28 protein-coding genes are annotated in these 25432 nt (G+C 37.6%); 10 read left to right on the top strand and 18 right to left on the bottom strand.

The genetic code is table 11. The annotated features are described in order from the left end of the window. Positions 1–38: 38 nt before the first annotated feature. The 3 genes from F4V44_RS06270 to F4V44_RS06260 all read right to left on the bottom strand — a co-directional run bounded on the left by F4V44_RS06270 (position 39) and on the right by F4V44_RS06260 (position 4198). Positions 39–1958, bottom strand: coding sequence for a PTS mannitol transporter subunit IICBA (locus F4V44_RS06270; protein ID WP_150439138.1), 1920 nt, complete (start codon positions 1956–1958; stop codon positions 39–41). A 225-nt stretch (positions 1959–2183) separates the two neighbouring features. After that, positions 2184–3182, bottom strand: coding sequence for an ABC transporter substrate-binding protein (locus F4V44_RS06265; protein WP_150439137.1), 999 nt, complete (start codon positions 3180–3182; stop codon positions 2184–2186). Positions 3183–3307: 125 nt separating this feature from the next. After that, positions 3308–4198 carry a TauD/TfdA dioxygenase family protein gene (locus F4V44_RS06260; RefSeq protein ID WP_150439136.1) on the bottom strand — a complete coding sequence of 297 codons (891 nt, stop codon included), beginning with the start codon at positions 4196–4198 and terminating at the stop codon, positions 3308–3310. Between the two features lie 430 nt (positions 4199–4628). Here F4V44_RS06260 and F4V44_RS06255 point away from each other — a divergent pair, with 430 nt between their 5' ends. The 5 genes from F4V44_RS06255 (at position 4629) to F4V44_RS27255 (ending at position 6841) form a co-directional block, all read left to right on the top strand. Next, positions 4629–5399: an ABC transporter ATP-binding protein gene (locus F4V44_RS06255; protein WP_396897480.1), complete on the top strand. Its 771-nt coding sequence runs from the start codon at positions 4629–4631 to the stop codon at positions 5397–5399. Between the two features lie 24 nt (positions 5400–5423). After that, a complete protein-coding gene (locus F4V44_RS06250) occupies positions 5424–6248 on the top strand; it encodes an ABC transporter permease (RefSeq protein WP_396897479.1) in 825 nt (274 codons plus the stop codon). 41 nt (positions 6249–6289) lie between these two features. Beyond that, complete coding sequence (locus F4V44_RS06245) at positions 6290–6430, top strand: DUF2292 domain-containing protein (protein ID WP_150439134.1); 141 nt, start codon at positions 6290–6292, stop codon at positions 6428–6430. Between the two features lie 92 nt (positions 6431–6522). Beyond that, the gene (locus tag F4V44_RS27260) at positions 6523–6663 is read left to right on the top strand and encodes a hypothetical protein (RefSeq protein WP_191090588.1); all 141 of its coding nucleotides are present in this window, start codon (positions 6523–6525) and stop codon (positions 6661–6663) included. 40 nt (positions 6664–6703) lie between these two features. Then, positions 6704–6841, top strand: coding sequence for a hypothetical protein (locus tag F4V44_RS27255; RefSeq protein ID WP_191090587.1), 138 nt, complete (start codon positions 6704–6706; stop codon positions 6839–6841). Between the two features lie 38 nt (positions 6842–6879). Here F4V44_RS27255 and F4V44_RS06240 read toward each other — a convergent pair whose 3' ends face one another. From F4V44_RS06240 to F4V44_RS06220, 5 genes are all read right to left on the bottom strand, one after another. Then, positions 6880–7119, bottom strand: a complete 240-nt coding sequence (locus F4V44_RS06240; RefSeq protein WP_150439133.1) for a hypothetical protein — start codon at positions 7117–7119, stop codon at positions 6880–6882. A gap of 130 nt (positions 7120–7249) precedes the next feature. Next, entirely contained in the window at positions 7250–8470 is a 1221-nt protein-coding gene (locus F4V44_RS06235) for an amidohydrolase family protein (protein ID WP_150439132.1), read from the bottom strand. 228 nt (positions 8471–8698) lie between these two features. Continuing rightward, positions 8699–10654 carry a TRAP transporter permease gene (locus tag F4V44_RS06230; RefSeq protein WP_150439131.1) on the bottom strand — a complete coding sequence of 652 codons (1956 nt, stop codon included), beginning with the start codon at positions 10652–10654 and terminating at the stop codon, positions 8699–8701. Then, positions 10647–11171 carry a DUF1850 domain-containing protein gene (locus F4V44_RS06225; RefSeq protein ID WP_150439130.1) on the bottom strand — a complete coding sequence of 175 codons (525 nt, stop codon included), beginning with the start codon at positions 11169–11171 and terminating at the stop codon, positions 10647–10649. Before F4V44_RS06225 ends, F4V44_RS06230 begins: the two co-directional genes overlap by 8 nt. A gap of 137 nt (positions 11172–11308) precedes the next feature. Continuing rightward, positions 11309–12289 (bottom strand): TAXI family TRAP transporter solute-binding subunit, encoded by a 981-nt coding sequence (locus F4V44_RS06220; RefSeq protein WP_396897482.1) that lies wholly within the window; start codon positions 12287–12289, stop codon positions 11309–11311. 236 nt (positions 12290–12525) lie between these two features. Between F4V44_RS06220 and F4V44_RS06215 the strand changes: the two genes are divergently transcribed. From F4V44_RS06215 to F4V44_RS06200, 4 genes are all read left to right on the top strand, one after another. Continuing rightward, positions 12526–13245, top strand: a complete 720-nt coding sequence (locus F4V44_RS06215) for an alpha/beta hydrolase (RefSeq protein WP_150439128.1) — start codon at positions 12526–12528, stop codon at positions 13243–13245. Between the two features lie 220 nt (positions 13246–13465). Next, the gene (locus tag F4V44_RS06210) at positions 13466–13978 is read left to right on the top strand and encodes a YjcG family protein (RefSeq protein WP_150439127.1); all 513 of its coding nucleotides are present in this window, start codon (positions 13466–13468) and stop codon (positions 13976–13978) included. Positions 13979–13998: 20 nt separating this feature from the next. Continuing rightward, positions 13999–14421, top strand: a complete 423-nt coding sequence (locus tag F4V44_RS06205; protein ID WP_150439169.1) for a GNAT family N-acetyltransferase — start codon at positions 13999–14001, stop codon at positions 14419–14421. A gap of 142 nt (positions 14422–14563) precedes the next feature. Continuing rightward, positions 14564–16843, top strand: a complete 2280-nt coding sequence (locus tag F4V44_RS06200) for an ATP-dependent helicase (RefSeq protein WP_150439126.1) — start codon at positions 14564–14566, stop codon at positions 16841–16843. Between the two features lie 34 nt (positions 16844–16877). On the opposite strand, the gene F4V44_RS06195 is transcribed toward F4V44_RS06200, so the two are convergent. The 7 genes from F4V44_RS06195 to F4V44_RS06165 all read right to left on the bottom strand — a co-directional run bounded on the left by F4V44_RS06195 (position 16878) and on the right by F4V44_RS06165 (position 20975). Next, positions 16878–17132, bottom strand: coding sequence for a stage VI sporulation protein F (locus tag F4V44_RS06195; protein ID WP_150439125.1), 255 nt, complete (start codon positions 17130–17132; stop codon positions 16878–16880). Between the two features lie 132 nt (positions 17133–17264). Then, positions 17265–17402: a YjcZ family sporulation protein gene (locus F4V44_RS06190; protein ID WP_071393935.1), complete on the bottom strand. Its 138-nt coding sequence runs from the start codon at positions 17400–17402 to the stop codon at positions 17265–17267. A gap of 144 nt (positions 17403–17546) precedes the next feature. Next, positions 17547–17903, bottom strand: a complete 357-nt coding sequence (spoVAE, locus tag F4V44_RS06185; protein WP_150439124.1) for a stage V sporulation protein AE — start codon at positions 17901–17903, stop codon at positions 17547–17549. 34 nt (positions 17904–17937) lie between these two features. Then, positions 17938–18948 (bottom strand): stage V sporulation protein AD, encoded by a 1011-nt coding sequence (gene spoVAD, locus F4V44_RS06180; RefSeq protein ID WP_150439123.1) that lies wholly within the window; start codon positions 18946–18948, stop codon positions 17938–17940. Continuing rightward, positions 18948–19418 carry a stage V sporulation protein AC gene (gene spoVAC / locus F4V44_RS06175; RefSeq protein ID WP_150439122.1) on the bottom strand — a complete coding sequence of 157 codons (471 nt, stop codon included), beginning with the start codon at positions 19416–19418 and terminating at the stop codon, positions 18948–18950. Before spoVAC ends, spoVAD begins: the two co-directional genes overlap by 1 nt. 17 nt (positions 19419–19435) lie before the next feature. Further along, a complete protein-coding gene (locus tag F4V44_RS06170; protein ID WP_150439121.1) occupies positions 19436–19918 on the bottom strand; it encodes a sporulation protein in 483 nt (160 codons plus the stop codon). 706 nt (positions 19919–20624) lie between these two features. Next, the gene (locus tag F4V44_RS06165) at positions 20625–20975 is read right to left on the bottom strand and encodes a DUF1360 domain-containing protein (RefSeq protein WP_150439120.1); all 351 of its coding nucleotides are present in this window, start codon (positions 20973–20975) and stop codon (positions 20625–20627) included. 180 nt (positions 20976–21155) lie between these two features. Here F4V44_RS06165 and F4V44_RS06160 point away from each other — a divergent pair, with 180 nt between their 5' ends. Next, positions 21156–21662, top strand: a complete 507-nt coding sequence (locus F4V44_RS06160) for a CotY/CotZ family spore coat protein (protein WP_150439119.1) — start codon at positions 21156–21158, stop codon at positions 21660–21662. Positions 21663–21719: 57 nt separating this feature from the next. On the opposite strand, the gene F4V44_RS06155 is transcribed toward F4V44_RS06160, so the two are convergent. From F4V44_RS06155 to F4V44_RS06145, 3 genes are all read right to left on the bottom strand, one after another. After that, complete coding sequence (locus F4V44_RS06155) at positions 21720–22352, bottom strand: CotO family spore coat protein (RefSeq protein WP_150439118.1); 633 nt, start codon at positions 22350–22352, stop codon at positions 21720–21722. Between the two features lie 169 nt (positions 22353–22521). After that, a complete protein-coding gene (gene fabI, locus F4V44_RS06150; RefSeq protein WP_150439117.1) occupies positions 22522–23295 on the bottom strand; it encodes an enoyl-ACP reductase FabI in 774 nt (257 codons plus the stop codon). A gap of 123 nt (positions 23296–23418) precedes the next feature. Further along, entirely contained in the window at positions 23419–25275 is a 1857-nt protein-coding gene (locus F4V44_RS06145; protein WP_150439116.1) for a monovalent cation:proton antiporter family protein, read from the bottom strand. Positions 25276–25432: the final 157 nt, after the last annotated feature.

Below are 25432 nucleotides of genomic sequence, written 5' to 3'. Positions count from 1 at the left end.
AGAAAGATGCTTTTTTTACATCTTTCTATCCCTATTATTTATTTTTCAAAGGATGTTCCTATTATTGCTAATACTTCATCCACAGTTTTAGCTGTTGCCATTTTTTCTACATTTTCCATTTCAGAGCAAGTAACAGCAATAGCTGAAAGGATTTCTAAATGACCGCCCGCTTTGCCTGCAATTCCGAAAATCAAGCGAACCTTGTTTCCATCAAAGTCAACACCATCTGGTACCTGAATAATTGTGACACCTGATTTAATGACATCAGCTTTCGCCTCTTCTGTACCATGAGGGATGGCAACATCATTTCCCATAAAAGTTGAAGTTAATTGATCCCTTGCAATCATTGCATCAATATAGGAAGAGTGAACATAGCCGCCATCAACTAGCACTTGTCCTGCGAAACGAATCGCTTCTTCTTTTGATGAGAATTGTTTATTTAAAAAGATATTTTCCTTTGGTAATACACCGCTGTCCGTAGTTGAATTCTTTTCAATTGGTTCTTCAGAACGCTGTTCAGCCTTACTGTTGTTTCCATCCTTTAATTGGCTTACTAATTGATCATATTTTGGACTTGATAAAAAGTTATCAACTGAAATGTGATAAGCAGCTGGTACTTTTTGTTTGGCACGCGGTGTCAATTCTTCTTGTGTGATAACAACCTGTGCATCATTTGGAAGATTGCTTATCGCTGTATTCGTTACTTTAATGTCCAACCCAGCCTCTTTTACTTTTTTGCGTAAAAGTGATGCACCCATTGCACTTGATCCCATGCCAGCATCACAGGCAAAAATAACATGCTTTAAATTTTTTGGGTTTAATTCCGCATCTGTTGTTTCATTCGCAGTAAATGCATTTGCTACACTGCTTTTCTTTCCTTTCATTGCTTGCATTTTCTCAGCTGCTTCTTCTAAATTGCCTTCTTTAGACTTACTTGTCTTTAACACTAAAACGGATACAAGGAATGACACAACTGCTGCAACTAGTACGCCTGCGATATTAGCAAGGTAAGAACCTGCACCCTGCGGTGTTACTGCCAGGATGGCAAGAAAGCTTCCCGGAGAAGCAGGAGCTAATAATCCTCCGCCTAGCATGGATAATGTGAATACGCCGCTTACTCCACCTAGAATGGCTGCAAAGAATAACATTGGATGCATTAATACATACGGGAAATAAATCTCATGTATCCCGCCAAAGAAGTGAATAATAGCAGCACCTGGTGCCGTTTGCTTTGCTGTACCTTTTCCAAAGAAACAATAAGCTAACAGAATTCCAATTCCTGGTCCTGGGTTTGCTTCTAGTAAGAAAAGAATTGATTGTCCTGTTTGTTTTACCTGTTCGATTCCAATTGGTGATAATACACCATGGTTAATCGCATTATTTAAAAATAGTACCTTTGCCGGTTCAATCAGGATACTTGTTAACGGAAGCACTCCAACATCTAACATCCATTCTACGCCTGCTACTAATGCAGTTGTTAACGCAGTAACCCCTGGTCCGATCGCTAAATAAGAAATAATGGCAAGAATACCGCCGAGAATACCAGAAGAGAAATTGTTAATCAACATCTCAAAACCGGTTTTTACTTTCCCTTCGATTAATGAATCAAACTTTTTAATTACCCAACCGCCGATTGGGCCCATGAGCATAGCCCCTAAGAACATCGGCATACCTGCACCGACGATTACCCCCATTGTGGCAATCGCACCGACTACACCCCCACGGGTATCATAAACTAATTTACCTCCTGTATAACCAATTAATAATGGAAGTAAATATTTAACCATTGGATCAACAAGTGCTGCTAAATTTTCATTAGGTATCCAACCTGTTGGAATAAATAACGCTGTGATAAGACCCCATGCAATGAAAGCACCAATATTGGGCATAACCATGGAACTTAAAAAATTTCCAAACTTCTGAACTTTAACTTTAATACCTTTATTATCTTGGGACATATTATCCACTCCCTTCTAACATTGCTTTACAACTATGATGTTAAATTATAAAGCGTTTCCAAACAATGATTAGTAGACGTAACTTTGTCCTATACCTCTGTGCCAAAACTTTAAATACGGTAAAAATAACAAAAACACATACTGGAGATATTTATACTTTTTTCTCCAGCATGTGTTTTTATACTATTGTCTTGACCTGCAATTTTATTTACATTAGAATCTTTATTATTTTTTAAAAGCCTCATCAATATATTGATAGTTAATACGTTCCTCGAAGCTAAATTCATTTTTGATATAACCAACTTCAACTAAAGTCTCGATCGACTCTTGCTGTGCTTTTATCGATTCCTTACTAAAGAAAATATCCGGTTCATCAGCTGTGATGATTTTTTTTATTGTTTCAACTGGAATTTTAGTTACTTTTGCGTAAATTTCTGCTGCTTCATCCGGGTGCTCAATTCTCCAGTCAGCAGCCTTTTTATAAGCTCTCAAATAAGCTTCAACAATTTCTGGATACTCCTTTGCAAAACCAGCACGGGCAATAATAGCTCCAGGTGCTAGTATCTCTCCCTCTACTTTAATTTCTTTCGCCATTCCTTTTTCAACCGTATTAGTTATATAAGGCTCCCATACTGTCCAAGCATCCAATTGTTTTGTTTCGAAAGCTGATTGAGCATCATCAGGCTGTAAATTAATAATTTTTACATCATCTAGAGTTAAACCATGATATTTCAATGCCTTAGCCAAATATACATGCCCTGTTGTTCCCGATGCCACTCCCACTTTTTTCCCTTTTAAATCTTCAATACTATTGATTTTGCTGTCCTTAGGTGTAATAATTCGCACGTTTGATTTTCCGGTACTAGTTTGAGCAATTACTTCGAAAGGCAGATTTTTATCTAATCCGGCAATAAGTGCCCCATCACCAAGATAAGATAGGTCAACATGGTTAGCTGCAAGTGATTCAAGAAGCGGAGGCCCGCTAGTAAATTCACTCCACTCAACCTTTGCATTTAAAGGAGCTAATTCTTCCTCAAACCACCCTTTTTCTCTCCCAATTGTTAATGGACTCATTTTGCCATTTAATGCAATCTTGACGATAATCTGTTCATCTTTTTTACTTTTTTGCGTTGTTGAACTTGTGCCTGTGCTGCATCCCGTTAAAATAATCGCAACTATAAATATAAAGACTGTTCCTAATAGACTTTTTTGAGATTTCTTCATGGTTCCCTCCCCTATCACTCATTCCTGTTAATCAATTAAACTAGTGATTTATGTTTAGTAAAAAGTAGAGATTCAATAAAGAGATAGTACTCCTGCGCTTTATTGAATCTCAGATTACAAGTTCATTATTGCTTAGTTATTAATGTGCTTCGTTGATTATCTTTGTTTACAGGGATTTCCTTTCCAACCGTTACTCTGCGTACAACACGGTGCTCATCGTAATCTGCAACAGCATAATGCTGTGTAGCCAGATTATCCCAAATAACAACATCTCCTTCAGTCCAGCTCCAACGGACCGTATTTTCAAGACGAGTAACGTATGATTGAAGGATGCTAAATAATTTTTCAGATTCACTTGTAGAATAACCCTCTAATTTTCCAACAAAGCCTCCCAGCAATAAATGCTTTTTACCTGTTTCAGCATGGACATGAACAACTGGATGTTTTGTTTTATAAACGGTTGATTCAAATACAGAACGATATTTTTGTCTGACTTCATCCTGTTCATCTATTGCCTTAGCCACTAATTGGGCATAATCGAATTCATTTGTATGAATGGCCCATAATTCATCTGCTAATCTTTTCAATTCTTCAGGAAGTCCTTCATATGCAGTATTTGTATTTGCCCACACCGTATCCCCACCTACATTCGGAATTGTTACACCTCTTAAAATAGAGTATTTTGGAACTTCCGGAACAAAGGTAACATCTGTATGCCAATGGTTTGCTTTTGCCCCTTGTTCAGAATCCAACTCAAAAATAAATTGAGATTTATCTTTTACTGGCACAGTTGGATGAGCATAAGGTTCTCCAAATAACCCAGCAAACTCCTCCTGACTGCTATCGTCTAAATTGTGTTGACCTCTAAAGAATAGAACTTTGTATTGATTTAATAGCTGCTTTAATTCCTGTAATACTGTAATATCTAAATCCTTTCCTAGTTGAACACCTTGAACTTCTGCTCCAATTCTTCCCGCTACAGGAACTACTTTTAATTGATTTGTTTGAGTTGTCATGTTAATTCCTCCTAAATAATAATTAATTTTTAGTACTCCTTATATCACATTTCCTACTTAACAAACCTATATAGTCAGATTTATAAGTAAAAAGAAAAGAGATCCAACAAAGAGGATGAGAGGCTCATCTCTTTATTGAATCTCCGGTCGACCAGTTGATTCTCTTTCATACTATTCATTTAACAATATTTGTAAGGGATTTGTGATATGAATGAATCTTAACAGAAGCGGAAATATTCTGTCAATCCCTTTTTAATAATTAATCCTATAAAAATAATTGGAATTAGGTATTGCTTATCGAACCATTTCGTGTTAATTTATAGAAAATTAAAAATTCAAGACGAATCGACTAGTCCACTAGAGATTCAGCTAAAGATTATTTGTGTCTTTTAGCTGAATCTCTTTTTATTTTCAGAAAGGATGATGAAAAATGATGATTGCGACATTACAAATCAATGATGTAAGTAAAACATTTAACAATGAAAATGAGAAGGTTCATGTATTAGACAACATTAATCTATCCGTAAAGAATGGTGATTTTTTATCCGTTATTGGACCGAGCGGCTGCGGAAAAAGTACATTATTAAAGCTAATTGCCGGACTGGATCTAGATTATGAAGGAAATATAGTCGTGGGCAGCCAGGAAGTGAATGGTCCTTCCAAAGAACGCGGCTTTATTTTTCAAGAGCACCGATTATTCCCATGGCTTACAGTTGAAAAAAATATTGCTGGCAATCTCTCATTAAAAGACTCAGACACGAGAAAAAAAGTCGATGATTTAATCTCACTGGTGAATTTGAAGGGATTTGAGAAAGCTTATCCAAGACAATTATCAGGTGGTATGTCACAACGCGTTGCGATAGCCAGAGCGTTGCTTCGAAACCCTGAAATCTTACTGCTGGATGAACCATTTGGCGCCTTAGATGCGTTTACCCGCAGCCACCTTCAAGAAGCTTTAATAGACATATGGGGGAAAAATAAGACCACTATGGTTCTAGTTACCCATGATATTGATGAAGCCATCTTTTTATCTTCCCGCGTTATCGTAATGGATGCGAAACCAGGGCGAATTAAAGCAAATGTAACTATTGATTTGCCTTATCCAAGAAGAAGAACAAGTAAATCGTTTCAGGAATTTAGAACGGTTATTTTAAATCATCTTGATCATAAGGCTGAAGATGCAGAAGACTGGAGTATTTAATTTATTTATGAAAGGATGACGAATATGTCAACGCAAACAATTACTCAAAACAAATCTATCTCCATTAAGAGAAAGAAACCAAAATCTAAAAAAAGTAAAACTCTATTTCGAGGATTAGTCCTTCCCTTAGCCATTTTACTATTATGGCAAATATTGGGCTCTTCTGGAATTCTGCCAGCTCAATTATTTTCATCACCATTATTAATTCTTACTAGCTTTCTTGAACTCATACAATCAGGAGAATTAGGAGCACATTTACAAATAAGTTTAACCCGTGCGCTTCTCGGCTTTTCTCTTGGTGGTTTCTTCGGTCTTTTAATTGGGATCATTGTTGGAATGAATAAAAGATCAGAACAATATTTAAACCCTACCATCCAAATGCTGCGTACCATCCCTTTACTAGTCATGACACCGCTATTCATCATGTGGTTTGGGTTTGGAGAATTATCAAAAGTATTGCTAATTGCATTAGGCACTTTTTTCCCTCTATATTTACAAACCTTTTTAGGCATTCGCAATGTTGATCAAAAACTTTACGATGTTGCTCAGATATTAGAATATAGTCGCTTAGAAAAAATAACAAAACTTATGATACCCGCTGCTTTACCCAATATTTTACTTGGAATTCGCCTGGCGTTAAGCACAGCTTGGATGTGCTTAGTAGTTGCTGAGTTATTAGGAGCTGATCAAGGTGTCGGATTTATGATTCAAGATGCCCGTTCATTTATGCAGACAGACATTGTCTTTGTAGGTATTATCATATTTGCACTTGCTGGTAAAATTTCTGACTCCATTGTCCGCTTTTTGGAAAATCAATTGCTTAAATGGCAGGATAGTTTTAAAGCATAAATTTTTAATAAATCACACTAAAGAATCAGGGGGAATAGAAAATGGCAGTGGTTGATCAAGAAAAAATTAAAAACATAATAGATATATTGGAGAAAATAAAGTTTGGTTCACTCAATATTGTCATTCATGAAGGAAAAATTACTCAATTAGAAATCATCGAAAAACATCGCTTTCAAAAATAACATTTTTTCATTCAGTTTTAACTCATCCTTATGAAAAGTAGAAAATGAAGCATACTAATGGTGCTTAACAGCAATTTTAAGGAGGGTTTCACATGTCAAAGAAAAAGCAAACTCCATCTCCTGAAGTGGATCAGAAAAAATTATTAAATGACAAAGTAAAGGAACTAAGGGAAAATAACTTTGAAGACGGCCATACCCGCAGAGTAACATCTAATGGTGCAGACGGCCAGTAATAGAAATTACATTCACAAGAACGATTAACGGAGGTACCCTATGACGAAAAAATATAATAAAGGCAGTAAAAATCAGAATTCACCAAAGCTTCATGGCGAAGTGCCTTTTAGCGGAGATAACAGTAAAGGTAATAAACGTAATAAAGATAAAAGTGACAAAACAGATGGTATTGTCTAAGAAAAAAACCGGTCAGCCAGACCGGTTTTTTTCTGCAGTTATTTATTTCCTGTAATTATTATTGCTGGTGTATTATTATTATTCAAATACATCGGGATAACTCCATCTGCATTATTATCATTATAAAAGTCTTCTTGCATTTTCAAGTTTGCTTCCGTGGTTGAATTTTCTGCACTTATCCTATTGTTATTAGATCTGTAACCGTTTTGATCTAACTCCTGATTTAATTTAATGTTTGCCTCATTTGCTTCCCTATCAAAAAGCTCTTCGTTCCCCATTCATTTCACCTCCTCCCGATAGTATGTTTCCTCAACAAAAAAACATCCATATAGGATGCTCTCTTAATTACTGCCATAAGGTAATGAATAAACAGGCTCAGCATTTTACCATGCAGCAGCTAGGTGAAACTTATAATCGTGAGACTACCTTTTCCCCTCGAAAGTAAACCGCTTTAATTTTGCTTGGATTGATGATATCAATTCCAGGAATCCCTTCAGCTACAAGAAAATTTGCATCTTTTCCTGCTTCTAAACTGCCAAAGTGTTTTTCCTTCCCCAAAACCTTGGCCGGATTCCTTGTGATTAATGCTAATGCTTCATTTTCATCATATCCATTTGCCAGCATGCCTTTCATATAAGGATTAGCAATGGCCATTAACGCTTCAGGACCCATTAAGGTTTTCCTATCGTTTGACAATGCGACAGCTTTTTTTTCATATGGCGGTAGAAATGCATCTGTAGATATAGAAACCGTAAGATGAGCATTCACCAATTTCAAGATTTCTTCAAGGGAATTAGACTCAAGATAGGGTCCTCCTAAAGGCGTAACTACCACCTTAGTATTTTGTCTAGCCGCTTTCTCTATTTGACTATCTGTTATCCCTTGAGCATGATGAAGCACATCAAAACCAGATTCAAGAGCCATTTGTATTCCCTGCTCTCCCGCTGCATGTGCTCCGATTTGTTTTCCATAGTCATGAAATATTGAAACGATAGTTGTTAACTCCTGCTTAGAATAAATCAGTTTGCCCGCATTTGGCACTTCACTTTTTTGAAAATTAGCTGGAGTAGCAGTAATAAAGATGTTCTCACCAGCATATTCATTTTCGGTTGCCAAAGCTTCAATGATTTCTTTGTTAACAAGATTCTCACGAGGAATAGGAGTAGATCCCGTTACGGCTGAAAAATGAATGATTCTCTGAAATCCTATTGATAAACAGTCCGCTGCAAAGCTTATATCCATCGGTACGTCCTGAACAGCCTGCTTAAGGTCGGGTACACGTAAATCACATATTGGATTGCCGCATACTTGCTCGCCCAACGCTGTTATTCCTGAGTAAAGGGCATCCAATAATACTGCTTTACCTGCAAGCAGATGGGTTTCTTTTGTAATTGGAAATTGTGATGGAGGGGCAAATTCAAGTAGATGTGTATGGCAATCAACAAGGGAAGGGCAAATAATGTTTTCACCGCAATCTATCACCTGTACTTGATGATATTTCTGATTTATTTTTTCCCAGGTTGAGATGTTAATAATTTTTCCATTTTGAACAACCATTGCTCCATGGTCGATTGTTCCTTTTTTTGAGACAGTAATAATTTTCTTTGCTTTTATAATAAAAATTGACAATAATCTCACCACCAATAAAGGTATAGTTATAATCCAAGGAACGATGCAAGCAAGTTATCATAAACGGTTGTTATTATTTTATGATAGAGATTTTTTTGTGTGATTAACTGCTTATTTCTCGCATAAAAGAACGCACGTTTGTATAAGATGCAAAAAAAGGTATCAGGCACCACAAGACAAAATTGTGGATGCTTGACACCTACAGGACAACCCCCTTCTATAAATTTATCATCCTGATACCTGAGCCTTAGGTGTATCATGACCTTTAAAAATAAACTGTACTACTATTAGCGCAGCAAAGATGGCAAAACCTAAGAAGTCTGTCATTCCTCCTGGGTGAATAAGCAGTAATCCGGCAGCTATCGCAGGTATGCGCTCATACCAGAAAATTTTTCTATACCAATACCCCACAACCCCAGCCCCAATAGCAATCATTCCGGTAAAGGCTGAAACAATAATCCAAAGAACCTGATACCAAGTTGTATCAATCATGAGGAGTTCTGGAGAAAAGACAAACATATAAGGGATAATAAAAGCCGCAATCGCGAGCTTTGACGACTCAAATCCGGTTTTAATCGGTTCTCCTCCGGAAATCGCCGCAGCTGCAAAAGCTGCTAATGCAACAGGCGGTGTGATATCAGCAATGATTCCAAAATAAAATACAAAGAGATGAGCCGATAAATCCGGTACACCAAGCATAATAATAGCTGGAGCAGCAATGGTTGAAGTAATAACATAGTTAGCAGTTGTCGGTGCACCCATTCCCAAAATGAGAGAAGCAATCATCGTCAAAATCAACGTAGGCAGCAACGCCCCACCCGCAATATCCAGTAATCCGTTTGCTAATTTTAAACCAAGTCCTGTCTTCGTAACTACCCCGACAATAATTCCGGCGGCGGCTGTTGCGGCTGCAACACCCAACGCCGTTCTAGCTCCATCTACTAATGCATCAATAATTCCTCTAAAACCAATTCTCGTTTCTTTATTCAAAGCACTCACCACAATGGAAATCACGATGGAATAAAGAGCAGCCAGCATAACAGACATTCCGGTCATAAGGAGAACAATGATCGCGATAATTGGAATGAGTAAGTAGGATTTCTTCAATACCTCTTTTCTGTTGGGCATCTCTTCTTTTGTTAAGCCGCGTAATCCTGTTCGCTTTGCTTCAAAATGAGTTACAATCCAGACGCCGGTAAAATACAAGACTGCAGGAATAACAGCCGCTAGCGCAATTTCCGCATAAGGAATGCCAATAAATTCAGCCATTAAAAAAGCAGCTGCACCCATAACAGGAGGCATTAGCTGACCACCGGTTGAAGAGGCCGCTTCTACTGCACCGGCAAACTCCTTGCGATAACCGAGATTTTTCATCATTGGTATGGTAAATGCCCCGCTCGTCACAACATTTGCAACAGAGCTTCCGCTGATTGTTCCTTGTAAGGCACTTGAAAATACAGCTACCTTTGCTGGACCTCCGATACTCCGCCCTGCAATGGCTATCGATAAATCATTAAAATACTCCCCAACACCTGTTTTAATTAGGAATGAACCAAAAAGTAAAAATAAGAAAATGAACGTGGATGAGACCGCTAATGGTGTTCCCAAAATCCCTTCTGTTGTATAAAACATCGTCTGAACAAGCCGGTCAAGCTCTAAGCCGCGATGCGCTAAGGGACCAGGCATGTAGGGACCATATATCGCATAACCAAGAAATAAGGTGGCAATAATCGTAATCGGCAATCCAACCGTCCGTCTTGTTGCTTCTAAAACCAATAGAATGGCAAGTAAACCGACAATAAAATCCAGCTGTGTTAAGCGTCCCACACGATTCACCAGTTCATCAATCATTAATGGCCAGTAAGCACCAACCGCAACAGAAAGAAGGGCAAAAATGATATCGTACCAAGCAACCTTATTTCGTCTTCCTGCCTCTCTTTTTCTTGCAGGAAAAAGTAAAAAAATTAATGCCAATGCAAACCCCAAATGAATAGTTCTCTGCAGCTGTGCCGTTAATACACCAAACACCGATGTATACACTTGAAAAAGAGAAAAGGCTAGCAGACCAAAGAATACAATCCATCCCATGATTCCCTTTAGTTTCCGTGTCCCAGCCTCAGGATCATATTTTTCCAACAGCTCCTGTTGCTGTTCCTCCGAAAGTGTTTCATATTGATTACTCAAGCATATTCACTCCTTTCCATCTCTCCCATAGATTCATTCGATCAATCTTAATTCGTATCCAAGTTCCGGGCTCTATAAAATGTGAAAGTAGATATTCCTGTTCTGCAAAAATCAGTGTATGGTTAGCCCGCACCTTTCCAACTCGCAGATCAAAGGACAGAAACCTTCTATCCATATTCCTCAAATAATATTTTCCATCTTTCTGCTCAAAGGTTTCTCCTTTAGATGCATTTTCCGGCATGCCTATAGCAAAATCTTCATACATCAATTCATATTGTTTGATTTGTCCATCACTCATAACTTTATAACTTTCCACAACATCTGATAAATGAATCGAATGTGTGTATTTCATCTTAAAGGTTTGTCCTTCCGAAATGGGGATATAGGCAAGTGTTTTCCCGCTGTTTTGATATTGAAATACAAGTGCTGTCGTTACAGGAGTGAGTAAAAGAAGGAAGATAATGAACAGAAATAAAGGTAATAAAAAGAGCACATGAACAGATTTACCCTTCATCATGTTTTCTCCTCTCCCCAAGTAAAAGACAAATGGCCGGCCTATAACCAAATGATTGCAAGCCGGCCATTTATTATTATTCTAAGAAGAAATCTCCCTGTTAGGAAAAGGTAATTGCAATTATGCTATAAAACTGATAGCTACTCTGCTGCTTTGATACCTTTTTCATCAAAGTATTTCTTCGCTCCAGGGTGTACATCAATTCCAACCCCATTTAGAGCATTTTCAGCTTTAATTAATTTTGCTTTAGCATGGGTAACCTGATCAAGGTTTTCAAAAATTGCTTTGGTTATATCATAGACAACATCTTCTGCAAGATCATCTCTTACAACCAGCATTGCTTGTACAGCAACAGTCGGAACGGCTTCTTCAAGGCCATAGGTTCCCTTTGCTACTTCGTCTTGAATGTAATATGGATATTTTTTAATAAGCGCATCAATTTTGTCCTGATCAATCGGCACAATTACAATATCTTCTGTAGCCGACAAACCTTCAACGGCTCCTGTAGGGGTACCGGCTGTAACAAAGGCAGCATCGATTGTACCGTCTTGAATTCCAGCAGTGGATTCATCAAAGGAAAGATCTTTCTTTTCAATATCCTCAAAAGTCATGCCGTACATTTCAAGAATTTGCTCAGCATTTGGATTTGTACCGGATCCTGGTGCACCAACAGACACCTTTTTCCCTTTTAAATCTTCAACTGATTGAATTCCTGATTTTTCAGTTGTAACTATTTGAATGGTTTCAGGGTAAAGAGTTCCAATCGCTTGTACATTTTCAATTTTTGCCCCATCAAACATTAATTTTCCTTCCGCAGCATACGCAGCAATGTCTGTTTGTGAAAAAGCAATCTCTGCATTCCCATCTTTTAATGTAGTCATATTTTCAGCTGATGCACCTGATGTTTCCGCATTTGTTTCAATTCCTGTCTCTTCAGAAATAATATTTGCAAAAGCCCCGCCAAGCGGATAATATGTACCGCCTGTTCCACCTGTCAGGATACTGATAAATTTCGGCTTTTCAGAATCAGCACCACCTTTATCAGAATTCCCACTTGTTTCTTCACTTGAACCGCTGCAGGCTGCCAAAATCAACGAAAGAGCTACAACTAGTACCGTCATAAAATATGAGGTTTTTTTCTTCAAAAGATTTCCCCCTTTGCAATAGTTTTCGGAAAAATTAATAAAATCTTAATTTTCCAACTATAATCTTATCATATTTTTTGTTGACTTTGTTCATTCATACTAAATATTTCCTAGAACCAATAAAATTTCTTTGACTTTTGGGCTCCTTCGCCACCCTTTTCTGCTTCATTGTGTTAAAATCATTGGTGATTTTATTAATGGGAGGTTTTTTCATGAATGTTCCTAGAGGATCCATTCAGGACGTGACGTTGTACAGCAAAGAACTTGATGAAGAAATCGAGCTCCTTGTTTATTTGCCGGCTTCCTATACTCCGCTAAAAAAATATTATTTAGTTATTGCTCAGGATGGCCGTGATTACTTTCAGCTTGGCCGAATCGGACGAATAACAGATGAATTATTATGGAATGAGGAAATTGACAATGTCATTATTATTGGTATTCCCTATCAAAATACAACGGATCGCAGGAACAAATATCATCCTAACGGAGCCCAACAGAAGGCTTATATACGATTTCTGGCTCATGAGTTAATTCCCTTTTTAGATCGAGAGTATCCAACATTACAAGTTGGATCAACAAGAGCCTTGATTGGAGATTCACTAGGTGCTACGGTATCCTTCATGACTGCACTTGAATATCCGAATACATTTGGAAACGTGCTTATGCAATCACCGTTTGTAAACGAAGATGTTATGGACGCTGTTAAACAGGCAGAGGCAACTGGATTAACCATTTATCATGTGATAGGTACTGAAGAAACAAAAGTAAAAACAACCGATGGATTCATAAAAGACTTCTTAACACCTAACCGCGAGCTATCGATACTGCTAAAGGAAAGAAATTTCTCTTATTTTTATGAGGAATATAATGGAAACCACACTTGGAAGTATTGGCAGCCAGATTTAAAGAGAGCTCTTAAACATATCTTCTAAGCTTGATTAGTTCAGCATTAAGACAAATTTTGATATAATGAAAACCAATAATCTCGCATTACTTATCATAAATTTAGGCTATGTTAACCAATAATATTGATAATTCAGATTTTTGACCCATCCGTGAGAAATGTCCATTTCTCACGGATGGGTCAAAAATAAACAATGTTAATAAACAAAGCTTAAGTTTAAGACAAATTTCCTAAACGGAGGTAAATAGATGAAATATGGTATTGTGATTTTCCCTGCAAAGCCTTTACAAGATTTTGTTAATTCATATCGCAAACGATACGACCCACATTATACACATATACCTCCACATATCACATTAAAACCAGGCTTTGATGCTGAAAACCATCAAATCAATGACATCGTGCAAAAACTTCATGAGGTTGCTCAAAAAACTGAACCCTTTGATATTACAATCACAAAATTCAGTTCGTTTAAACCGGTTAATAATGTCATTTATCTAAAAATTGATCCAAAGGACAACTTAGAATACTTGCACAATGAAATTGATACAAAAATCCCAGGTCATGTATCAGAATATGTTTACGTACCCCATATTACAGTCGGCCAACAGCTGACAAACGATGAACATTCTGATGTATTTGGTTCATTACAAATGCTAAAAGTAAATATGCAGGATAAAGTGGATCGTTTTCATCTTTTATATCAGCTTGAAAATGGATCTTGGACCGTATATGAAACATTTCGTCTCGGAAAGGAATAACAACAATGAATGTAAAATCAATGGATGTACAGATTATCAGCAATGAACAGCAGCTAAATGACGCTTTCGATATTCGCAAAAAGGTCTTTGTCGAAGAGCAGCAAGTTCCGCCAGAAGAAGAAATTGATGACCTTGAATCAGAGGCTACGCATTTTGTATTATATGTCAACGAAGAGCCAGCAGGTGCCGGCCGATTCAGAACGGTTGATGGATATGGCAAGGTTGAACGGATATGTGTATTAAAAGACTTCCGCGGTACTGGTGCTGGTAATGCCATTATGAAAAAAATAGAATCCTTTGCAAGAAAAGAAGGCCTTAAGCGTTTAAAGCTTAATGCACAAATACACGCTATACCTTTTTATAGTAAATTAGGTTATGAGGTTGTTTCAGAGGAATTTCTCGATGCCGGAATTCCACATAAAACCATGATAAAGGAAATATAAACTCTGCAAATAGCAGGGTTTTTTTCTATTGATCCCCCCTGCCAAACAAATCCTTTTTCGAAATCATCCTTTTGTAAGGGGTTCATTTTTGATATGATTAAATTTGTCTTATTTATTGATGTAAAAAGGATGAGAAATATATATGAGAACTGCTAAACAAGGAAATCAATTAATCGATCTTGATAACACGAATCGATCATCCTATCAGCGTATATATGAAGAAGGAAAAAAGGGGCACTTAGAATGCCCAGTATGCTCTGAAAAAGTCCGACTATTTCTAGGAATCGATAAGGATCCCTATTTTCAACACCTTCATACAAAAAGTCCAAATTGTAAGGATCAAGAAACTGAAGTACAGTCTACAACCGACATAGAAACAGAGATAAATGGCTTCCGCATTCCAGCTAATCGTGTGATTACCATGACAAAAAACAGCGGAACCCGTTTTAAATCTGCAAAGGCTATAGCTCATCTTCCCCCATTTATTACAAAAGATAAAGCGATGTCTACCATACATTCTCCTTATATAAAGGCTCTTTTGAAAGCAAATATTTATTTAGATGACAATCAAGCGGAAGCAGTTATCCATTCAAATGGGGCCCTTCTTGTACTAGCCGGTGCAGGCAGCGGTAAAACAAGAGTTCTTACTGCTAGGACAGCTTATTTGTTAACAGAACAAAAGGTACAAGCAAATCGGATTATGCTTGTTACATTTACGGCAAAAGCTGCTGCTGAAATGAAAACGAGACTATTAAACTATCCCAATGTTTCAAAAAGCCAAATAAACGGTCTTGTTACAGGGACATTCCATAGTATTTTCTATCGAATACTTGCCTATCATTATCCGGAAAAATGGAACAGTAAAAGGCTCTTAAATATTGAATGGCAACGCCGGCAAATTTTAAAAGATGCGGGCAGAGAACTAGACCTTGAAGAGAAAGAATTTGCCTATGATGCAGCCCTTCAACAAATTGGTTATTGGAAGAATTCACTGGTGACTCCTGAGCAGGTTAAGACAGAAACAAGCTGGGATGAAAAGGTCCTGTTTTTATATGAACGGTACGAAAATTTCAAAAAGGAAAAGGCACTATTTGATTTTGATGATATGCTGATAGGCTGTTATCAACTATTTCAAGAAGAGCCTCTCTTGCTTGAACGCTATCAAAACCGCTTTGATTATTTTTTAATTGATGAGTTCCAGGATGTGAATAAGGTTCAATATGAGCTGATTAAACTGCTGTCTGATAAAAAGAAAAATGTTTGTGTCGTTGGAGACGATGATCAATCCATCTATGCTTTTCGCGGCAGCGATCCACAGTATATCCGCTATTTCGAGAGAGACTTCCCGAAGGCAGATGTAGTTCTATTAAGTGAAAATTACCGCTCCTCTCATTCAATTGTTGAGGCTGCAAATAAAATCATTGCCCAAAATAAGCAGCGACGCCCAAAACAAATGCATGCTCAATTTACCAATAACTATGCACCTGTATTATTCTTCCCAGAGGATGAGGAAGAGGAAGCCACTATGATTATAACGGATATAAGGGAGAAAATTGCTTCCGGTGCGGATCCTGGTGATTTTGCTATTCTCTTTCGCACCAATACAGCGAGCAGAGCTGTGTTTGAAAGACTCACTACTTCAAGCCTGCCATTTAAAATTGATCAAGACATAGACTCCTTTTATGAGCGCTTTATTATTAAAAGCATGCTTTCCTTTTTAAAATTATCGTTGAATGAAGATGATCAGCATGCAATAGCTAACATTCTGCCGACCCTTTTTCTTAAACAAACTGTACTTACCGATTTAAAAGCAGAAAGTATTTTGAATGACTGTACCCTGCTTGAATGCATCGGTCGCATTAAGACAAACTTCTCTTTTCAAGAAAAGAAATTGAAAAAGGCCGTTCCTATTATCCGCTCACTTACAGCGAAGACACCACTCGCTGCAATTGAAAAAATTGAGAAAGAACTGGGCTTTCAAGAGTTTCTGAAAAAACGGGGAAATGAAGGAAATCAGTGGGATAAAGGATCAGACGATATACGTGACCTCAAAGTAGCTGCGAAAAACTTTACTTCGATTCATGAATTCCTTGAACATGCAGACCATATGGCTGCTATGAATAAGGAAATGAAACAGCAAAGTAAACAACGAAAAAATGCTGTTACATTAAGCACGATTCATCGTGCAAAGGGTCTCGAATATAAGATTGTTTACGTCATTGGAACTGTCGATGGCAGTATCCCGCATGATTACGCGCTGGATTCTCTCCGCGCCGGTGACAGTGAACCGCTTGAAGAGGAGAGACGTTTGCTATATGTAGCAGTTACACGAGCACAAGAGAAATTATTCCTATCCGTTCCGCAAAACAGGCGTGGAAAAAAGGCAAGTCCATCTCGTTTCTTGACATCGATTCGATATTAAAAGCTGCCCCATTTGGGACAGCTTTTTTCATTGCCTATTTTCTATTGATCATTTTAGAAATGGTATTAAGATCAAGCTGTTTGCCATCCTTCACGATTGACTGAACAATCTTATCCTCTGTTTCTTTTGAAACTGGTTTATTAGCAATTTGTGAAACACGTCTAACCACTTGACGAACAGTATTTTCATCTTTAAAATTTGCATTTTGCAATGAGTTAGCTAAATCTAAAATATCCTTCATATTAACGCCGGTTTTTTTCTCAATATTTTTGAAAAACTGATTATCCATTTTAAATAATGCCTCCCTTTCAAGCCTTTTATATACTATGAGAAGCAGAAAAAATCGTGTCATTTTTACACAAACTGCCTAAAAAAAGCCACTCAAATAATTGAGTGGCCTCTTCCCTCTACATTGGATTGATTAGTTATAGAAGCTTGCACCTACAATAATTAAAAGAATAAACAACACAACAATTAAAACAAATGTGTTGCCGCCGTAACCATAGCCACCGCCGTAGCCGCCTCCATAGCCAAATCCACCGCATCCGTACATATCCATTCACCTCACTTAAAAGTGGAGTCAATATAAAATATGTACAGGAATAGAAAGTGTGAGGGCAAGCTGAAAAATAAAAAGCATAAAACCGATTCCTTTTCTCCCATAACATCAAAAGAAAAAGAAACCGGCCTTATGCCATTCATTTTAACCTTTTGGTTTAAACATTAGTGCCCCTAAAAAACCAAAAACGATGGCTGCTGATATTCCGGCGCTAGTCACTTCAAACATTCCAGTCAAAACTCCTACTAGTCCATGCTGCTCTGCCTCCTGCAATGCACCATGAACAAGGGAATTACCAAAGCTTAATATTGGTACGGTTGCACCCGCACCGGCAAAATCGACGAGCGGTTCATACAGACCTAGCCCATCTAATATCGCCCCGAAAACAACCAATAGGCTAAGAGTATGGCCAGGTGTTAATTTAGCTACATCAAATAATAATTGTCCAACTACACAAATTAGTCCTCCTACCACAAACGCCCAAAAAAACATTGGCAGCATTTTACGTTCCCCTCCTAATCATTCACTGTATTAGTTATATTTCAATAGAAACTGCATGGGCTATGCAAGGGATGGATTCACCTTGCTGAAAGCTGAGCGGAGATAACAATGCACCTGTAGCTACGAGGAGAATTCGTTTATATATCCCTTTCTTCATTTGGTTCAATAAATGACCATATAATACAATAGCCGAACAGCCAGCACCGCTTCCTCCCGCTTGAACCGGCTGATCCTCTTTATAAAGCATAAGACCGCAGTCCAAGAAACGGTCAGGATTCATTTTTAGACCTTTGTTTTCTAATAAGTCCAGCACGGTTTCCCGGCCAATTTTTGCTAAATCACCTGTCACAATTAAATCATAATGAGAAGGATCAAGCTTCAGGTCTGTAAAATGGGCTGAAATAGTATCAGCGGCAGCCGGCGCCATGGCTCCACCCATATTAAACGGGTCCGTCAGACCCATATCAATCACCTTCCCAATTGTAGCTGATGTTGTATACGGGAGATTCTCTTGTTTCTTATTTTCCGTTACAAGAGCCACTCCTGCACCAGTTGCGGTCCATTGTGCTGTCGGTGGTTTTTGTCCGCCATATTCAGTCGGGTAACGGAATTGCTTCTCAGTTGCCGCATTATGACTAGATGCACCAGTTAGTACATTCTTCGCACCTTGGTAATTAACCATAAATGAGGCTAATGCAAGCCCTTCCATCGACGTCGAACATGCACCAAAAAGACCAAAGTATGGAATCTGAGCCGTTCTTGCTGCAAAACTTGTCGGTGTAATTTGATTAATTAAATCTCCGGCAATCAAAAATTGGACATCCTCTTTTTGTATATTACCTTTCTGCACTACAGTTTGGATGGCTTCCTCAATCAATACTCGCTGTGCTTTTTCATAAGAGTCCTGCCCCATCCATAAATCATCATGCAGAATATCAAAATCTTCAGCTAAGTGCCCATTAGCCTCAAATGGTCCGCCTGAAACTCCGGTTGCAGCAATTACCGGATGCTGCTGAAAAATCCAAGATTGTTTTCCAACAAGCATTAGATTACACCCCACATTATTAGTAATGTTTTAATTAATGCGACTACAAATGCCGCAAAAACACCAAATAGAATAACAGAACCTGCAAGCTTGAACATATTTCCGCCGACACCTAAAACAAATCCTTCTGTTCGATGTTCAATTGCAGCCGAGATAACGGCATTTCCAAAGCCGGTTATCGGAACGGCACTGCCTGCCCCGGCAAATTGGCCGATACGGTCGTATACACCAAAACCTGTCAGCAGCATCGCAATAAAAATCATCGTTGCAACCGTTGGATTTCCCGCTGTTTGTTCTGTGAAATTAAAGAAATAGATATAAAAGTAGCTGATTGCTTGTCCTATGGTACAAATAAATCCCCCAACAAAGAATGCTTTTAGGCAATTTTTGAAAACGGGCCGTTTTGTCTCATGTTTTTGCTGCAGCTGCTCATATTGCTGCTGCTCCGGTGTCTTATTCTGCTTCCCCATTTCTAGCATCTCCTTTCTTAGGTTAATTCCTTTTTAAGCTTAACAATTCTTTCTAGCTCCTTTTCGGCCTCTTTCTCAGGGTAGTTCGGATCCTTCATCTTTTCTTCCAACCTGACTGCTTCTAAGAAAATTTTGTAATCACTTGAAACAATAAAGTTCTCACCTGGATGCTTTTTCTCCAGCTTTTCATTCACTTCCTTTTCAATTTTTTTCATATGAAATCGCTGCATATGCTTTACCTTATACACGACAAGAATGTGCTCTTTTCCTTTAATCACAGCAACATCATAAAGATCTTTATGAGCTTCAATATCTTTTTCAATTTCTTTAATAAGATCTTTTCCTTTTGAATCTGAAGCAATAGCTTTTGGAGCGGGATTAGTCGTTTTCATCAAGACTAAATAATCCTGATTAGTCTGATTTCTTGGGGTACAACCTGCCGCCATAACTTCCAGACATAGAATAATAAAAACGTAAAGTATCTTCTGTATATTTTTCATTTGCGACCCTTCCTATGTAATAATACTTACCGTTGATTATATTTTCTTCCTAATAAACAAATTTATGATGATTTGCTTTACAAAAATAATTACCAATCTTATAAGATTAGATATTTTCCAGAAAAAAATAGCATCTGAACACAGATACTATTTTTTCTTCTTATTAAGAACCCTTTACCGTTTCATTTATATTTGCCCCACCTTAACGGGCAATAGTATCCTCATCCTAAAACTCGAATATATTATACAAAGAAGTTAGGTTAGGTATCCGGCCCATAAAGGTCAGTCAGGCTAAGCGCGACTAACCATCAGTGGAAAAAAACCACTGATGGAAGACTTCTTTACGTTTTTAACCAGATGATTTTTTACCGCACCCGCAGCCTTTCTTTTTTGCAGCCGATTTGGTACTGCTACTTTTTACATTTTGGGACGACGCATTTTTCTTCCACGGTTGACTCATGAGGCTATCCTCCCTTCACATAGCTTCCACTCCATATAGCAGTTTATGCAGGAAAGAATAGCTTGTGTAAATCAGGTGCCTACCGTTCCAATTGTTGTACATCAAATTCGCTCGTCGAATTTCCCTAAAAAAATCCGTGGCATCTGCCGGAGACTTAACTTCATTCAGCCAGCGTCTGAACCCCTATAGAATCAGAGAGCCTTTGTACATTCATCCTCCATTTATTGAAATGGAGGATGAATGAAGTTAAAGCCATAATTGGATAATTGTTTCAATTATGGCTGCAAGCCCGCTGACAGAAAGTACTAATAATACTGGGATAGCGACAGAAGGAAATAATAGATATAAACCACATAAAAAGATAGAAGTCCAAACACCGGTACACCAGTAGCAGCTTAATAACTCCCCAATAAACCCTTTTATTAATCCTGGTTTCGGAACTAGATAAATTTCCGTTTTCCCTCTTTCATCTATCTCTTCTACTTCATCAATAAACATATCCCGAATAAAAGCAGTTATTTTATCAAATACAAATAATCTAGTAAGTCGAAAAGAAGATAACCCTAAAATTATCAACTCAAGAAAAGTAATCTCCATGTTTCATTACCCTCCAAACTTATCTTAAGCGGTCTAATCCTATACGAGTTAACAGCTCTCTTTTGCCGCTTGATAAGCCCAATTTCACAAAACAAGGCGTTTGTCCGTATCCCAAATTACCATCCAACAATATGTTATTAGTGTAGAAACACATAAGAAATAAATAAGGAGGAAAACATTATGGGTTGCGGAAGAAACGATGATGTATTAGGTACAACTGATACAAGAGGCTGTGTATGTGATGTAGTTCGTGCGATTAAAGATATCCAAGATAATGCGGAAGATGTATGTGAATGTCCGAAAAATTGTTTTCAAGAACCGCTTGGCTCGCTGGTTTCACCAGCAAGAAGAACTAATGCCGACACGAGAGTATTTGTTTTAAAAACCGCTGACGGATCTCCATTCCATGCCTTCTTTAAAGGCAAAGACTGTGCATGCGTATCCATTTTCTTTAGAGTAGAGGAAGTGTTTGACAACTGCTGTGCAACATTACGCGTAATTAAACCAATTACGAAAGAGAATGGTCAAATGGCACCTCTAAACATGGTTAAAAACTGCTGCATTGATTTAGGCTCATTCTGTGAGCTATGCGGATTCGAAAGCACGAATGACTGTATTACAGTTGACTTAAACTGCTTCTGCGCAGTTCAATGTATTGCTGACGTAGATCTTGGCATTTGTGAATAATCAATTAAAGAGGCCAGCAATTCAAGCTGGCTTCTCTACGTATAATGCCAGTTATAACTATTGTAAACCAAGCATTTTTACCTCTGTAATTTGTTCAATTGGAATTTCCAATGTTTTATCATTAAACAATTTAATTTCAATAAAATCCTCTGTTTTATTCAATAAATATCCTCTCACAGAACTGCTTCCAGTTGCGAAGATACAAGGTACCGGAGGGAGCAGCTTCGGAAAATGATCTAGATAATTGAGTTTTTCTAACGTATTCATCTCTTTAAAACTTTTCACTCTTTTAAATGAATAAGAATGCTGTTTTGATTTTGCCTGGCCTGGCTCTTCTTTTTCCTCTCTTTGTTGATGATACTGATTGATTACTTCCTGAACTGCTTTTCGATCAAGCTCCTGCTTTTGTTGTTTTTTATCAGCATCAATAGCCTTTTTAGATGGCTGTTCATCTGTTACTGCTTGCTTCTTTTCTTCAACCGCTTTTTCCGTTTCATTCTCAATCAGCTCAGCCGTTTGGTCTGATAGTGATTCCCCGCTGTCTAATTCGGGAAACGGAGCGATTGTAGATTTTTCCCTTTTTTGATTTGGCCTCTTCACGATATATGTTTGTTGCATATCAGCCTTTGGATAAGCAAAATCAGGCTGTTGAATATAAAGGAGCGGATCACGCGATTGATTTTCAGGCATACTTCTCTCCTCCTCTAAGGAATCTATGAATATATTTATGCAATAACTGAAATTTGGTTTCTTAATTGGCCATAAATATTAAAAAATCTCAATCCTGCAGCAAAAAAAGACCTGCCTTTCTTTTCTAAAAGAAAGCAGGTCTTGTCCTACATATAATTAAACCTCTAGTTTATCCTAAAATATGGTATCCTGAATCAACATGGATATTTTCTCCTGTAATTCCTCTTGCCATATCACTGAATAAGAAAACTGCTGTGTCACCAACTTCTTCAGGAGTTGTTGTTTTACGCAGTGGAGAACGTTCTTCGATAACATTCAAAATTGAATTGAAATCACTGATTCCTTTTGCTGATAACGTCCGGATTGGGCCAGCCGAAATAGAATTGACACGGATATTTTCTTTTCCAAGGTCTGCTGCCAAATATTTAACACTCGCATCAAGAGAAGCTTTTGCAACACCCATGACATTATAATTCTGTACAACTCGTTCGCCGCCAAGATAAGTAAGCGTTACAATACTGCCGCTCTCTGTCATTAAAGAACGCGCTTCTTTTGCAACAGCAGTTAAAGAGTAGGAACTGATATTATGTGCTAAAAGAAAACCGTCACGCGTTGTACTCATATACTCCCCGTCAAGCTCTTCTTTATGGGCAAAAGCAATACAATGTGCCAAACCATGAATGGTGCCCACTTGTTCTTTGATTTCTCGGAAACATTGTGCGATATCTTCATCCTTTGTCACATCACAAGGAAGCACAAGTGTATCCTTTTTTTCTAAAGACTCAGCTAACTCCCTCACACTTTTCTCAAGGCGTTCACCAGCATATGTAAAAATTAACCGAGCACCTGCATTGTTCAATGAACGGGCAATCCCCCAGGCAATACTGCGTTTATTTGCAACACCCATGACAACAAATGTTTTACCAGCTAAACTTATCGTCATATCTTATACCTCCATTATTATAACAAGTTATTAGTACCTAGTACTAACTTTACTACAGTTTAATTGAAAAGAAAAGAAAGAAGTTCCTATTATAGACATTGATCTTCTTTCTTTTAATTACTCTTAATAGTAAAGTCCGAATTGAAGCTCTTGTTTCAATTCTTCTACATATTCTTTCGTACCCGTTACAATTAAACGATCCCCTACATGCAGTTCCGTCTCTCCATGCGGAACGATGGAGTCTTTTCCACGGAAGATACGGACAAATATAACATCGCCCGTAAAAGGAAATTCACGTAATGTCATTCCCTCGAACCTGTGATTAGTTAAATTAATTTCGTATAATGCCGATTCCTGATTCGTTAATATGTTCATTACATGCGGTGATTCAATTAAAGCACGTAATAAGGTTTTCGTTGAGAGCAGCACCGAAAAAACTTCTATTTCCTTGTCTTTTAAGCTGACTTCAAGCTCCTGGCTTTCGATACGGCATATAACCCGTTCAATGCCCTTTTCCTTGAACGCCGAACCAAGCTCAGCATTTACCTTTTCATCACCGGTTGAAATAACAACAATTTCAGCTTCAAAAACATCTGTTTTGTTTAATGCTTGCATTGTAAAATCTTGAATCTCAGTAATATCAAACAAAGATTGGCTGTTTGAATGATCTGTTTTCCCCTGTACTTTATGGTAAATAATTGGTTCATAAGCTCCAGCTTTTAGTTCTGAATAAACAGGAAGTGTAAATTGGTTTGCTCCGATAATTGCAACCTTTGTTTTTTTAATATGCTCTGCTTCAAATGGAAACAATTTCTTAAAAGCAATGGGAGTAAATATCGACGTAATAATGGCGACTAATATAAACATACCTCCCATTTCCTTTGAGATAACACCCATTCTCTCACCAATTGTTGCTGCAGCAATGACAAGCGATAAAGTTGATGTTAATAAGAACCCTGAAGCAACAACCGTTTTATGATCATACCAAATTTTCAATAAATAAACCGGTATAATTTTTGAAATGAATAATCCAATCAACAATAACGGAATGAGCATCAATATCTTTTGATTTCCAAACAATGTCCATAAATCCAAATCAACTCCAACCATAACAAAGAAGATTGGAATTAAAAATCCATAGCCAAATGAGTCAAGTTTATGAACTAATTCGGCGTTTGGTGACATGAGTGATACTAAGACACCTGCCAGAAAAGCTCCTAAAATATTTTCAGCGCCGACAGTTTCAGAAATAGCAACAAGCATAATGATTAAGGTAAAAACGCCTCTCGTTCCTATCTGAACTGTACCTGTTGCCATTGTTTCCATAAAGGTGCGATTTTTGAACAACTTTAAGACAAAATACAGCAGAACTCCTGCTCCAAATAAAACAAGGAGAAGCCAAGTATTCCCTCCACCCTCGTTTAAAGAAACAAATACAGCCAGCAGAATCATCGTAACTAAGTCAGCAATAACAGCGACTAGTAAAATAATTTGCCCTATTGCTGTTTTCATAAGATGTGCTTCCTTTAAAGTAGGAACGACTACACCGAGTGAAATAGTAGAGATAATTAATGTCATAAGAAAGGCATTATCAGTAAAACCTGTCAAAACAAAAACATAGGATAAGATTAGAGAGATAAGAAAAATACCGATGAAAATAATAGATGCAGCTAGGAACGTATTCGGCTCTAGCTTGCCATTTGGAAGTTTTACTCGCTTGCTTCCTCCTGTAAAAGCTTTAAAATCAATCTCCAGTCCACTTAAAAACATGAGGAAAATAAAACCTAGCGTTGATAATGTTTCAATCCACATATCTGTTTCCACAAGGTTAAATCCACTTTTTCCAATGATTAAACCCATTAAAATTTCCGCAACTACAACAGGAATAATGGTCAGTTTTAATCGGTGTAATAATAAAGGTGTTAAAAAAGCAACTAAAATGACAATTAATAAAGATGTAACAGATAATCCATGTTCCATACAAAGCCCCCTTGTATTATTCTTAGCAATATTAAAAATAATATAGAAATCTCGAAGTTATTCGGTCAGTAAATATCTATTTTAAATTTTTATCATAAAAAAGTTAATATTGCTAGAAATAAGGAATACCCTATATCAAGTAATTGACAATTTGGGT

The sequence above is a fragment of the Niallia endozanthoxylica genome (genome assembly GCF_008710145.1).
Taxonomy (GTDB): domain Bacteria; phylum Bacillota; class Bacilli; order Bacillales; family Cytobacillaceae; genus Bacillus_BD; species Bacillus_BD endozanthoxylica.
Note: the sequence above shows the minus strand (reverse complement) of the source record. Positions and strands in the feature narration are given on the sequence as shown.